Genomic DNA, 14,122 nt, shown 5'->3' on the forward strand with positions numbered 1-14,122 from the left:
AGGACAGGCTCAGGACAGGCTCAGGACAGGCTCAGGACAGGCTCAGGACAGGCTCAGGACAGGCTCAGGACAGGCTCAGGACAGGCTCAGGACAGGCTCAGGACAGGCTCAGGACAGGCTCAGGACAGGCTCAGTACAAGTCGCTCAGTACAAGTCTTGCCCGCCAATCGTGTACCTCATGACAAAGGAAAGTGCTGTATTGAAATTGGTATTTAATTGGCATACATTGAGAAAATTCGTTTGCATATCAGGGCTAATGCAACTGTAATCATCATAATTAATGTAATTTTACCACCTGGTATCAATGATTGATAAATACCATCTGTTAACTTTTGTTTTTCTCGTTGTTGCCAACTCATAATTGCCGGAATAATTCCTCCTAAAATCGAAACACTAAATATTCCCGTATAGTCTAGAGCAGTAAAAAATATGCTGGGGTTTATTGTTCCTAAACTCATGGGTGGAAATAGCACAAGTGAGAAAATAGGAAACCGAGAAATTTGATTTTTTGTCATCCGAGAAATGTCTTGAAAGAAATCGACTAAACCGTAAACAAAACCGATAAATGAGGTGATAATTGCGAACTCTGAAAAAACAGTTAAAACTAATCCTAAAATTTCTCCTGCTTCTCCTGAAAGCAAAATTTGTAAGGGATCAAAAACACTGCCACTTTGTGAATTATTCTGGAGGATATCAGGACTAACGCTGCCTAAAATAACAGCATTCCAAGCCAAAAACATCATCAAAGGAATGCCAGAACCGATAATAATTGATTTCCTGATTTTTGTGATATCGCCTTCTAGTTGTGTCACCACTACAGGCACAACGTTATGATAAAAAAGAGCTACACAAATAACAGAAACTGCACCACCGACAGCTTGCCAATTTTGAAAGAGAAATTGTGAGCTTTTTACTTGTCCTGATCCTAGCAGCAATAATCCAAGAAAAGAAGTAATGACAATTGCCACAAAGGCACTATTTAATTTCTGAATAAATCTTTCTTTTCCTAAATAGAGAATGCCACCAAATAACAATGTAAAAGTTGTTGTTCCTATCCAGTTAGGTAAAATATTTTCTAACCCAACTATTTTAGTTAATGTCGATAATAAAATATCTCCACCTTTACTGATATACGCCACTAAAAGGGCGTAGTGCTTAAACAAATATGCACCACCAGCAATTCTAGATCCTGTTTTTCCCAATGTCTTTTCTACAGTTGCCAAAAAACCTATGCTAGTCATGCCTTCTGCACCCATAATATTTAAGGTTACTTCGGCAATTAATAAACCGGAAAATAAGGTGTATAACCAAACTGCAATAATGACAATTGTAGAGGGTAAAATACCCGATGGTAAAGTTACCGCAGGTAGGGCAAGAATACCAGCACCAACAGTAGTTCCAGCTATCAAAGCAGTGCTTCCTAAAACGCTACCTGGTTGATGATTTAATTTATTACCATCAAATTCCAGGTGAGAAAATAATCTGGTGACTTGCTTTTGTTCTGATTTGAGAACTTGATTCATGGGTTTTTGCTTAGATATCTGCCCAAAGCGGCAAGAAAATATTACTTGATATTACTTGATATCAGTAATTTTAGCAAAAATCTCTGATTTCCGCTAATTCCTCGTTTTTCTCGTTCCCATACAGAGTATAAGAATGAATTACAGCAGTTTTCATGTCTTTAGACCACATATTGATGCGAAACCTAAATCAAAATGTGTTTTATTTACCTGAAAATAGCTGTATTAAAAGCTCTGCCTTTATGGGATAGCAGAGTCAGAGACTCTGTGATGGCATTCCCAGTTAGAAACTGGGAACGAAATAACGAGATAAAGGGGAGGTTTTAAACTTTGAATGAAAAAATTGTCAATTGTCAATTGTCAATTGTCAATTATCAATTGATAACTGATTTTTTAAACAAACCGCTTTGTAAACTCATACATTAAATCTACTCTTCCTTTACGTAACATAGCGGGATCTAATCTTTCTGTAGTATTGCAAGTCATCAAAACCACTAAATGCTGCTTCATTTGTACACCAGATTCATCAATTACACTTTGGTACAAAGTCCCATCTAACAAGGCTAAAATATGTTCAGTTTTGTTGTTATATTGGGCTACTTCTGAAGCTCTATCTTGAGCTAAGTTATCAGCTTCGTTGATGATGATACAAATTTTCTCTAAATAGTTGGGTGGCACAAAGTTAGTAATGGCATCATGATCCAAAATAAAGATGACATAACCTAAAGGTACTAAAATTTCTTTGGCTACTGATTGTGTCCATGCTGTTTTTCCTGTACCTGGTTCTCCATGTACCACAATTGCTAATTGATTTTGATTGAGAATAGCTTGCTGCACTGAATCAGTAAAATCTTGAATTTCTTGGGGAAATGTGCGAATGGGAAATTGATTATGAACTTTACCGACACGGCTTTGATATCCACTTAACATCACTGCTAAATCATAAGTGGCTTTATTGATTAATGGGGCTAAATTTTTTGACATTAAAGTATATTGTCTGCGTCCCCGATCATAGGGGTCAATTTGTAACCAAATATCGTGTTGAAACCAGTAAGCATAAACGGTATTGACGACATCTAACCGTTCCCAACTAACAAATTTTTCGACGGGGAAATAGAAATCTCTTTCTGCATAATATTGGGTGATAATATCAGGACGTTCCAATAAACGTAGAACGCGCAAAACAGTAATTTCTTGCAATAAATTCAGTACATAATCAATAGGAATGCTGTTACGGCTGACAAATTGGACAATGGGAGTTTCTGTACTTAAAACGTCTTTATAACGATAATCTGGTGTGAGTGCATCGGGTGTGACGAAGTTCCAAAATTTCTGAAATTCACTACGAGTATAGTCAGAAGCTAAATTTAATATATTTGCCCACCAGGTATAATCTTTTCTGGCTAAAGCGTCTGCATAAAAACTGACTAGATTAATACTTCTTTGTGTTAACTCTTGAGTATCATTTAATATTAGTTGTTGGAAATAGTCCCAATCAAAATCACGCTGAAATGGTCGCCAACCACTAGCTAGTAGGTTATGACGATTGTTGTTCGCGGAACTACTATCATTATTTCGGAAATAGTCAAAATCCATAGGAGTCAGTAGTCAGTAGTGAGGATTAGAGGCGTTCCAGTGGAACGTCCGTACAGGAGTCAAACCTGGTTGATATTTGATTCTTGTTACATAATTAGTCTGGTATATCTTACAATGTAACTTTATACTACATAAATATAGCCACGTCAAGTATTATGCTTAAAATTGTTCAGTTTGAGCAAGTATCATATCACTTCTTTACAAACCTACAAAATACCATCGCAATTCAAGTAATATTTCTAGCAATGTTTATCGTCTGCTGTATTTAGGAAATTTCTCACTTGATGGGGGTATATAGCAATTTCGCATATATTGACAGCAAAATAAATCACTGAAGTCATAAATTTAACAGTTTATTTTCATACTGGATAGGATGTTTAATGCAACTAGTGTAATTTAATTTTTTGCTTATAGATATGTCAATAGTGATACTAAAGTAAATAACTATGCCTTTTTTCTCTACAAAGTTATTGTGAACTTATGAGGAAAATATTCTGTAATTTTGCATATAATCAAGGGGTGTCTACTAAAGCTATTCAGATTGAGTTGTTCTTTCCTGTTGAATGTGGGTAAGGATGATCAACTGAGTGGCAGCAAAACACTAGCTAATCTTGAATCAGCACGTCTTATGGTTTGTGGGATTATCGCCTAGTTTGACTATCAAGACGATAAAGCCCAATTTAATCTTCTGGAGACTAGATGTATCTGACACATTCATTCATGAGTGATGAAAAGAAGCAAAACTCTCAGCCGCCTTTGATTTTGGTAGTAGAAGATCATGATGATAGTCTATTACTACTTAGTTATACTTTGGAGTTACTAGGGTGTAGATTTATTTGTCAAAATGACAGTTACACTACACTCCTAGTAGCAAAAGAATATCAGCCAGACTTGATTTTGTTGGATATTCTGTTACCTGGGTTGAATGGTCTAGATGTTGTGCGATATTTAAAGCAAGATCCATTAACTCGCCACATTCCTGTTGTTGCTGTTACGGCTTTAGCTGGCAGGGAACAGCAAGAACGTATCCTGGGCGCAGGTTTTGACGACTATATCAGTAAACCCTATATGCTGGAGGATTTAGAGGCAATTATTCGTCGTTTTCTTGATCACAAATTTGAGCCTTATTCTCCGTTTGAACCATGCAGGTAAATAGAATCAAAATTTTTATGACTTCAAAATTTTTATGACTAATCTTTGCTGTCACAGGGTTTTATTTCTGACTCCTGACTCCTGACTCCTGACTCCTGACTCCTGACTCCTAAAAAATTAAGTTTCCTTTGGCAGTTTGATTTTGAATATACTACCTTTACTTAATTCTGATAAAAGTTCGATTTTTCCACCATGCGCTTCTATGATTCTTTGTGATAAATGCAGTCCTAAACCACTACCTGATCTTTTATTTCTCCCTTGACGAAATCGCTCAAAAATTGTTGCTTGATCTTCTGGTGCAATGCCATAACCAGTATCTTCAATTTCAATTACTACTTCACCTTGATGTGTTTTGGTGGGGCAAGTTTTCAAAATGCGAATTTCTACACCGCCTGTATCTGTAAACTTGATTGCGTTACCAATTAAGTTATTCAACACTCGGCGTAGTTCTAATCTATCACCTAAGACAATTCCTCCATGATTTTCTACCTGGTTTAACTCATGGGTATCTAATTTGAGAGTTAAGTTTTTCTCAACAGCAAGGGGAGTTAGTTCACTGATGACTTCTTCAGATATTTCTGTTAAGTCGCATTTTTCCAAATTTAAGGTCTTTTTACCTGCCTCGAAGCGATAAACTTCTAGTAAGGTATTGACCATTTGCATTAAATTTTGGTTACTGCGAATCATCACAGCGATCGCTTGTTTCATTTCTGGAGAAATTTTACAAAAAGTCTCCTGTTGAAACAAAGCTAACATTCGATCAGCTGCTACTAAAGGTGTGCGTAAATCATGAGTCAGACGCGAAACAAAATCTTCTCGCTGATGGGTCATTTTTTGTTGTTCATCAATACTATGCTTCAGTCGCAATAGCGATCGCACTCTGGCTAATAATTCATCAGTATCAAATGGTTTGCGAATAAAATCATCCGCACCCGCATCTAACCCTTCCACTACACTAGATTCATGAAAAGCTGTGATTAACAAAATTGGAATATAACCCAGATCAGGATTATCGCGAATTCTCCGTGTTACTTCATAACCATCCATTCCTGGCATCATCACATCTAGTAAAATCAGATCCGGTGGAGATTGTGCCACTTTTTGTAAAGCAGTTGCTCCATCTGATACTAAATCAATTTCATAACCCTCACTCTCTAAGAGTGTTTGTACTAAAATTAAATTATCTCTTGTATCATCAACGGCGAGGATACGATCAACCTTATCACTTTTGACAAAAGACATAGTTTATGTTTACAACTTTTTGGTCATTAATCTAAATTAATCTACTCTGGAATCTACACTTGGGAATTTACATGGAAGTTGACAGTAATTTAAAGTTTCAGATCAGGATATCCTAGCGAAACTTTATTGAATTGAAATGGTAGGTGAGGTAGATTTTGCTGAGAATAATAAATTCCATCATCACTACCGACATTCCAACTATAATTATCTCTAGTATTATCTCCCGCATGAGGTGATAATGAGATTTGACGTGGCAATTCAATTTTAAATACCGAACCCACTCCTAATTGACTTTCTAGAAATATTTTACCTCCCATCATTTGTACCAATGAATCAATAATTGCTAAACCCAGTCCAGTTCCTGGATATTTACGACTAATACCTTGATCTACTTGTCGAAATGCCTCAAAAATATGTTGATAATCTTGAGGGGAAATACCAATTCCTGTGTCTTTAATACTAATTGATAATTGATTTCTGGGAATTTCTTTCACTTCTACTTTAATGCTTCCATACTCTGTAAATTTAACTGCATTGGAGAGCAGGTTAATTAAAATCTGATGTACGCGCACCGGATCATTAAATACCAAAGTATTTTCTAATTCTATTTCCACTAACAAAGATAACTTTTTTGCTTCCGCTAAAGAACGAATTTCACCTACAGTATTATTAACTATCTTTGATAAGTCACATATTTCCGGTTTTAGTTCTAATTTACCAGCCTCCAATTTAGAAAAGTCCAAAACTTCATTCAATAACATCAGTAAATGCTTACCATTATTGAGGATACGCTCTACCATATCCGCTTGCTGATTGGTAAGTTGACCAAATTTAGGACGTAACAGTATTTGCGAAAAACCAATGATGGCATTCATTGGTGTTCGTAACTCATGAGATATGGTAGCTAAAAATTGTGATTTAAGTCGTGATGCTTCCAAAAATCTCAAATTTTGTAATTGAATTTGTTGCCTTTGTCTCTCCAATTCTTGGTTCTTCCGAATCAGTTGTTCATTACTTTCTTTAAGTTGTTGATATGCCAAATCTGCTTTCATTTCTGCCCGATATAACCGCATCGTGTTTCGCAAAACCAATACCAAATATTCTGAATTTAGTTGAGATTTAATCAGATAATCTGTAGCACCAGCTTGCAATAAATCAACAGCAATTTTTTCCTCTCCTTGAGCGGTGAGAATAACTAAAGGAACTTTGATTTCACAAGAGCGCAGCTTGTGAATTAAAGTGAAGCTATCTTGGTTTGGTAAGCAATAATCGAGAAAAACGCAGTCAAAATTAGTATTTTGGAGAGCAGAAAGGGCATTATTACCGTCGCTGACTTCACACAGTTCCATATAAACATCAGCTTTTGTCAGGGCTAGACGGACTGCCATGCGATCTACTTCATCATCATCTACAACCAAAATTTTCAGCGTCTCTTCCATTAGTTTTTATTTTCGCTGTCCAAAAGAGATTGAAGTACAGCATTTCTATTTTCAGATAGTAAGCATTCAGCTAAAACTGCTTTTTCAACTGATTTTCCAGGATGTTTAGGGGAGACTGATACTAAAATCAATTTCCTAATTCCTTGCTACAAATGCTCATAAATCCCAGATAATAGGTGATTACTGATTACTGACTGCTGAATACTGACTTCCAATACAGCAGCAGTCAGAACTAAAATGCTGTTAGTTCCAGGCTTTGTCAATCTCATTGTTTACTTTATTTACCTACAAGAAGCTGTATATAACTACAGAATTGACAATTTTTGTGTATCTCACAAAACGCTATTGAGTAACTCAGGTATTTTACACAATATCTAATTAATATTCTTTACATTCAATTTATCTTCCTCCACTTTTAGTAGTTTTAATTTGTTATGTTTTTAGCTGGTTGCAGAATCAAGTATTTGATTTTTTCTGCCATTTTTTTTTGATTGTGTTGAATCTCCTGGTTATAACTCTAACAAACGGAAAATTGCTCTCGTTTAATAAAAAATAATTTAAAAACAATTGGCAATTATCCAGATGAAAGTGATTCTCTATGAAATCTGGCAGGGTCGAGAGAAAGTAAAATCAAATACTTTATCCATCTCAACACAATTGTAAATGAGTAAATGATTTACCGTCCTCACCCATTAGTGAGAGTTGCATACAAACATTGTGTACCATCAGCTTGAGCAGTTTTACTCACTTGAACAGTAGTTAGTCTTGATTCGTGAGTGATTAATCATTCAATATTAAAAAGCTGTAAGTGCATATCTTGCTATTGCCACATAAGCGCGAATCATTAGTTTTAAGCCCTTGCCCTCGTTCATAGATAGAAAATTTTAAATTATCTGATGTTGTATGTGATGTTGGCGGAGCCTGTGGTCGGTACTATGATAGATGATGAAGTTACCAGTTGGTCATTCTGTTGATCATCTCTTGATACAGCACTTCCCAGTCTAATACTGTACCTCAAAACAAAGGAATCTGCTGTAAGTTTATGTCGCAAGAATCTTGTGCTAGGATAAAAATGTAAACCTCCTTGATTCAGCAAGCTATATACAAGGCTTTAAACTTGAATTTGACAGAATAACTAGAGTCAGATGTAATACATTTTCTGATCAGAGTCAGTAAAAATCACCCCCAATTACTGTCTCATTATTTACTACGTAAAAAAACTGATCTGGTGTCAAAAAAGTAATATCTCAAGTTTAGCACAAGCATTGTTGACAGAGTTGATGAGAAGAAAAAGACAAATTTATAACATTTAACCAACTCGTCAAGGTGAGGTAAAAGTATTCAAGGAGATTGGTAGAACTTAAAATTCAAGAAAAAATGAGAATAAGGAAGGCACAGTCATAACAAATAGGTTGATTGTCTGATTTTCCATTGGTTTCAATATTTCATATTTTCCAAAAAAATAGCCATATACCCGTAGCTAGATTTTTACTTCTATCCCAGATAAAATAAGTGAAATTTATTATTTCTGTCGATGGATGCAACCAGGTCAAAATATCATCTATCTTTAGTTTGGGAAAATTAGATCCAAATTAGATCCAAATTATCCAAAACTTGCATTCATTGTAAGAATTCAGGAGTCAGGAGTCGTAGGTGCGAAGCATTCGGGCGACCAATTATCAACTTTATGCAAAGGCTATTTTCCTGTAAGGGCGAAGCATTCGGGCGATAAATTATCAATTTTGATCACAGGTTATTTTCCGAATGCTTCGCCCCTACTTCGCCCGTACAGGAGTCAGGAGTCAGGGGTTAGAATATTTGTGTGCAGCAGGAATCCAGATGAGCAAGTTTGTTTATCAGTTTGTTCATCAATTATCAAGCATGACTCGAAAACTCTCATTCATTCTGAATCCTGTATTCTGTCTCCTCAATCCTTACCAGTCAAATTAAGTTCAAGTTAAGTTCAAGTTAAGTTCAAATTAAGTTCAAATTAAGTTCAAATTAAGTTCAAAGCAGCAGTCAGATATATAGTTGGGTGTAACAATGAATGAGATTAGCATTCTTTTAATTGAAGATCATGATTTAACCCGGATGGGGTTAAGGGCTGCATTGCAGTCACACGGAGGGTTAAGGGTGATAGGTGAAGCGGCAAATGCCAGCCAAGGATTAAAACTTTTGGAAACTGCCAAGCCAGATGTAGCAGTAGTGGATATTGGTTTACCAGATATGGATGGAATTGAACTCACCCGCAAGTTTAAACGCCATCAAGCAGAAACTGGGCAAAATAATACAAAAATTTTAATTTTGACAATGGATCATACAGAAGATGCCGTCTTAGCTGCTTTTGCGGCGGGTGCAGATTCTTATTACATGAAAGAGACAAGTATTAACAAATTAACTGAAGCCATACAAGCTACTTATGCTGGTAACTCTTGGATTGATCCAGCGATCGCCAATGTGGTACTCAAAAAAATGCGCTCAAGTTTACCAGGAGAAAGTCTCACATCTGATAAACCAAAGACTGTAAAAATTGAGGCTTTAGCTACAGAATATGAACAAGTTCTGGAAACCTATCCTTTAACTCAGCGGGAACTGGAAATTTTAGAATTAATTGTTGCTGGTTGCAGTAACGGTCAAATTGCAGAAAAACTGTATATTACTGTGGGAACAGTAAAAACTCATGTTCGCAATATTTTGAATAAACTTTGCGCTGATGACAGAACCCAAGCCGCAGTTCGCGCTTTACGTTCTGGGTTAGTAGGTTAATCGGTGACAGGTGACTGGTGACAGGTGACTGGTGACTGGGGAAGAAGTGATAGAGTTTATCCATCAAGTAAAACCTGTTCTCACTGTGGGCATAAAAAAGAAAATCTTTCTTTATCCGAAAGAATTTATTGCTGTGAGAACTGCGGTTTTGAGATAGATAGGGATCTAAACGCTGCAATTAATTTATCGCGTCTGGCTAAGGCGTGAAAGTCTACTGAGGGATAACTGCTCCCATGCTCCCGTTGAAGTAGAAAGTAAAGTCTAGTTTTGTCTCGGTTTTATATAGCAGGTTAAGTTAAACGTTCTTGCAAACATTCAGCAATACGTTTGGCAGCACCAGGTAAACCCATCCTTTTAACTCCATTTTCAGAAATTTCGTGTAAAAGATCGGGATTTTGTAGCAGGGACTGTGTTACTTGGGCAACTTTTGTTGGTTGGTCTACTAAAATTAGAGATGATCCTAGAAGACGACTTTGGGCTTCTGCAAAAGCAGGATTATATTGAGGACCTTTACCGGGAATAGCGATCGCTGGTTTGCCTAAACCAATAAATTGTTCTGTTGCTGTACCTGCCATTGCGATCGCTAAATCCCCCAAATGTAAACAATCATTATAAGCTTGTTGAGTGAGAATAAGATAAGCATTTTTTTGTTTAAAAATCAAAGCATGAGCATCAGCCAGTTGAACTGGAGATTGATCGCATTTTTGCCAACCTGGAATTTTTAAAGTTTGAGTAAAAATATTGCCATCTAAACCGGGAGCGATCGCACCTAAAAACACCATCTCTCGCTCCCGGAAACTCTCAATCAAAGCTGATACAGCGATCATCATCACTTCCCAATTATCATAAGCCTCACCTGCACGAGAACCGGGAAGCAAAGTCACAACCAAAGGACGAACAATCTCTTGTTGTTCAAAACTATCATGATCAAATCTAGAAGTGCCAAAAGAAGGTTCTAAACCATCCATCATAGGATTTCCCACATCAAAAGCTGTAATAGGCCACTTTCTTAAAATTTCTGTTGTCAGCGCATCTCTAGGAAACACCGCCCGACAAAGACGACGACTCATCAACCACCTTTCCCAAGGATGATAAATAGAACCTGAAAAATTTTCCCAACGTGTCGATTTTGACTTTCTGGGTAATAAACCCAACTCATCCCGCACATAATATTCAGATTTTGCCGTTCCCACAAAAGCATAATTAGCACCGCTGATAGCTGCAAACAAAAGTGGTACAATATCCCCCACAGCTAAAATCGCCTTTTGATTATCTAACTTTGTTTGCGAACTTACCCAACGACGCACCGCTTGAATCTGCTTCCAAGTCAGTTGTACCAAACCACCCTGGACATCCCGCATCAGTTGAAGACTATCCATATAAATAAAACCACCAGAAGGCATAGTCTTAACTTCACCAATACAAGGCACATTTAAATTTTGGTAAGCACGACCTTCACCCACTATGGGTAAAGCAAAAATATCAGGAGGAGAAGATAACTGTTGCAGTTCCTTAATGATCCGTGCAGCAATGATATCTTCACCATGACCATTACTTAAAACCAGTAACTGTAAACGAGAACTTTTATCTGGAGACTGCTTCAATAAAGGTAATTGAGATAGATCACGCATAGAATTTTGGATTTTAGATTTTAAATTTTAGATTTTGGACTTTAGATTGGGTCTTGCAATTTGTCATCATTAAGCCTGATAATGAATAGTACCAATTACCAAAACAACCAAAACACCTGTACCCAGATCCTCGACTTCTCAAAGAAGCCGGGGATCTTTTTAGATTTTGGATTTTAGATTTTAGATTTTAGATTTTGCACTTTAGATTGGGTCTTGCAATTTGTCATCATCAAGCCTGATAATGAATAGTACCAATTACCAAAACAACCAAAACACCTGTACCCAGATCCTCGACTTCTCAAAGAAGCCGGGGATCTTTATCCTCAGCGATCGCCTAACACCGTCAGCTTTTGTAGTAGCATAGTAGTAGCAAAAATCTAACCAGAAACAAAAAATTACAAATTTGGTCTCTTAATCCATAAGTATCTACAGCAAAGATTATCATTAATTATGCGAGTTTCTTCTGCGGCAATTTTTACCTTAGCTACTTTAGCTGTTAGTAATGCCACTCAGCAAGCCAATGCTGCACCGACTCAAAACACAAATCAAGAGCATAAAACCGCAACAACAGATGTGGTAATAGTGCCTGATGTAGAAACTCAAACAGCACAGGTAGAAACCTTAACAGCACCAGAAACTACTTATGCCATAGAATTTAGCTCTCAACCGATATTGCAACCAGTAGTTGTACGGACAAATATCAATAATTATATTAATAATAATAATAATAATAATAACAACAATAACAACTTAATTACAGATGCTAATTTAGTAGTTACCGCCACCAATGTCCAGATCATAGGCGCTAATGCAGAATTAGAGCAAATCATTCGTAAAGTTATTAAAACCCAAACTGGAGGAGGAACTAGTCAAACCCAACTTCAACAGGATTTAGCCGCAATTTTAGACACTGGTTTATTTGCTAATGCGACAGTTAACAGTAGCAATACATCCGCTGGTGTAAATGTAGTTTATCAAGTGCAACCAATAGTTGTACAAGCATTACAATTAACTGGTGCAAAAGTTCTTACTTATCAAGTAGCCTTAGAAAATTTCCAAAATCAGATTGGTAAAGATATCAGTCCAGCAGCACTTCAGAACATAGTACAGCAAATTAACCAATGGTATAAAGATAACGGTTATACCCTAGCCAGAGTATTATCAATTCAACCGAACCGTCAAGGTATCCTCACAGTCAATGTAGCAGAAGGTTTAGTAGGTGATATCAAATTTCGGTTTTTGAGTGAAGAAGGCGAAAAATTTGATCAAAATGGTAATCCCATCAAAGGACGTAGTAAAGCAGATTTTATCAGACAGCAACTCAAACTAAAACCCGGAAAAGTATTTGCAGAAGATTTAGCACGGCAAGATATCCAAACTTTATATAAATTAGGTTTATTTAAAAGCGTCAATGTTGCATTTGAAGGAGACGCAAAAAAACTAGATTTAATCTATGAACTGCAAGAAGTAGGAGCGCGTTCTATTAACCTGGGAGGTGGATATAATGCTGATGATGGGATATCAGTGATTGTTAGTTATAGAGATCAAAATGTTGGTGGTGTGAATGATACCTTGTCTGCAAATGTGGAACTAAACAGACAGGATGTACTGTTTAATACTAATTTTAACAGTCCTTATCGAGAAACCAACCCTGAACGTTTGGGTTATAACATCAAAACCTTCCGTAGAAGACAAATTTCCGATACCTTTGACGATAAAATCAAACTGCCGAATGGTGATAAAGTGCGGGAAGGGAAAATAGGCGCTAGTGTGAGTTTGCAACAAGAAATAGATGGTTGGGATGCTGCCTTGGGTCTTAATTATACTCGTGTTACCATCCGCGATCGCTCTGGAAATATTACCCCCAGAGATGCTAACAATAACCAATTATCCTTGAGTGATACTGGTGTGGATGACCTAGCTACCGTATCATTTACAGCCACCAAAGACAAGCGGGATAACCCAGTGCAACCAACTGAAGGTTCAATTCTCACATTCAGCACCGAACAATCTATACCTGTAGGTAATGGACAGATTACCATGAATCGGCTACGGGGCAACTATAGTCAATTTATGCCCGTAAATTTATTTAACAGCACACAACCCCAAGTATTTGCTTTAAACCTGCAAGCTGGTACTGTAGTGGGTGACTTACCACCTTATGAAACTTTTAACTTAGGTGGTTCTAACTCAGTGCGTGGTTATGATGGTGGTAAAGTAGGAAGTGGTCGTAGTTATGTGTTAGCTTCTGCTGAATATCGTTTTCCGATCTTCCCTATTGCTGGGGGTGTGATATTTGCTGATTTTGCCACTGATTTAGGTTCTGGTGATACCGTGATTGGAGAACCAGCTAATGTGCGAAATAAACCTGGTAGTGGTTTTGGTTATGGTGCGGGTGTGCGCGTTGATTCGCCTTTAGGTTTAATTCGTGCTGATTTGGGAATTAATGATCAAGGTGAAAGTCGGGTGCATATTGGTATTGGTCAGAAGTTTTAATTTGGTTGTGGTGTGTTAAATTTCTAAGTAATGAACCACGTTCTGCGAAGCAGTTCCCGAAGGGTAGAAGCAAAGGACACGAAGGGAGGAGGTTTAGAGAGATTTTCCGTAGGTTTTGATTAATTAGGGTAAAATTATAACAGTGTGTTGGTTTTGAGTCTATGCGTCAATGTCTTAATCCTGACTGTCTTTTTCCTAATCCTGATAATTTTCAATATTGTCAAAAGTGCGGTAATAAGTTACTTTTGCGGGAAAGATATGCACCTCAATCAATTTTAGG

Annotated in this window: 10 protein-coding genes and 1 pseudogene; 6 read left to right on the top strand and 5 right to left on the bottom strand. The window is 37.0% G+C overall.

Translation table 11 applies throughout. From position 1 onward, the window contains the following. Positions 1-212: 212 nt before the first annotated feature. A complete protein-coding gene (locus H6F45_RS25120) occupies positions 213-1,523 on the bottom strand; it encodes an aromatic amino acid transport family protein (RefSeq protein WP_096568391.1) in 1,311 nt (436 codons plus the stop codon). A gap of 390 nt (positions 1,524-1,913) precedes the next feature. Next, complete coding sequence (locus tag H6F45_RS25125) at positions 1,914-3,116, bottom strand: AAA family ATPase (protein WP_137668498.1); 1,203 nt, start codon at positions 3,114-3,116, stop codon at positions 1,914-1,916. Positions 3,117-3,815: 699 nt separating this feature from the next. On the opposite strand from H6F45_RS25125, the gene H6F45_RS25130 reads away from it, so the two are divergent. After that, the gene (locus tag H6F45_RS25130; RefSeq protein WP_137668497.1) at positions 3,816-4,268 is read left to right on the top strand and encodes a response regulator; all 453 of its coding nucleotides are present in this window, start codon (positions 3,816-3,818) and stop codon (positions 4,266-4,268) included. A 117-nt stretch (positions 4,269-4,385) separates the two neighbouring features. On the opposite strand, the gene H6F45_RS25135 is transcribed toward H6F45_RS25130, so the two are convergent. Then, positions 4,386-5,510, bottom strand: a complete 1,125-nt coding sequence (locus H6F45_RS25135) for a hybrid sensor histidine kinase/response regulator (protein WP_190348709.1) — start codon at positions 5,508-5,510, stop codon at positions 4,386-4,388. Positions 5,511-5,599: 89 nt separating this feature from the next. Then, complete coding sequence (locus H6F45_RS25140) at positions 5,600-6,949, bottom strand: hybrid sensor histidine kinase/response regulator (RefSeq protein WP_190348710.1); 1,350 nt, start codon at positions 6,947-6,949, stop codon at positions 5,600-5,602. Positions 6,950-8,713: 1,764 nt separating this feature from the next. Here H6F45_RS25140 and H6F45_RS25145 point away from each other — a divergent pair. From H6F45_RS25145 to H6F45_RS25155, 3 genes and pseudogenes are all read left to right on the top strand, one after another. Continuing rightward, complete coding sequence (locus H6F45_RS25145) at positions 8,714-8,899, top strand: hypothetical protein (protein WP_190348711.1); 186 nt, start codon at positions 8,714-8,716, stop codon at positions 8,897-8,899. A gap of 93 nt (positions 8,900-8,992) precedes the next feature. Further along, complete coding sequence (locus H6F45_RS25150) at positions 8,993-9,715, top strand: response regulator transcription factor (protein WP_096568407.1); 723 nt, start codon at positions 8,993-8,995, stop codon at positions 9,713-9,715. 48 nt (positions 9,716-9,763) lie between these two features. After that, positions 9,764-9,922 (top strand): annotated as a pseudogene (locus H6F45_RS25155) (transposase); the annotation flags it as partial. An 83-nt stretch (positions 9,923-10,005) separates the two neighbouring features. Here the strand turns inward: H6F45_RS25155 and H6F45_RS25160 are convergent. Then, entirely contained in the window at positions 10,006-11,346 is a 1,341-nt protein-coding gene (locus H6F45_RS25160; RefSeq protein WP_190348712.1) for a lipid-A-disaccharide synthase-related protein, read from the bottom strand. Between the two features lie 450 nt (positions 11,347-11,796). Here H6F45_RS25160 and H6F45_RS25165 point away from each other — a divergent pair, with 450 nt between their 5' ends. Both H6F45_RS25165 and H6F45_RS27405 read left to right on the top strand, forming a co-directional pair. After that, complete coding sequence (locus tag H6F45_RS25165) at positions 11,797-13,842, top strand: BamA/TamA family outer membrane protein (RefSeq protein ID WP_190348713.1); 2,046 nt, start codon at positions 11,797-11,799, stop codon at positions 13,840-13,842. Positions 13,843-14,003: 161 nt separating this feature from the next. Next, a partial coding sequence (locus H6F45_RS27405) for a 4-Cys prefix domain-containing protein (RefSeq protein ID WP_347237806.1) occupies positions 14,004-14,122 on the top strand: 119 nt, incomplete at its 3' end.

It is taken from the genome of Sphaerospermopsis sp. FACHB-1194 (assembly GCF_014696235.1).
GTDB lineage: Bacteria > Cyanobacteriota > Cyanobacteriia > Cyanobacteriales > Nostocaceae > Sphaerospermopsis > Sphaerospermopsis kisseleviana.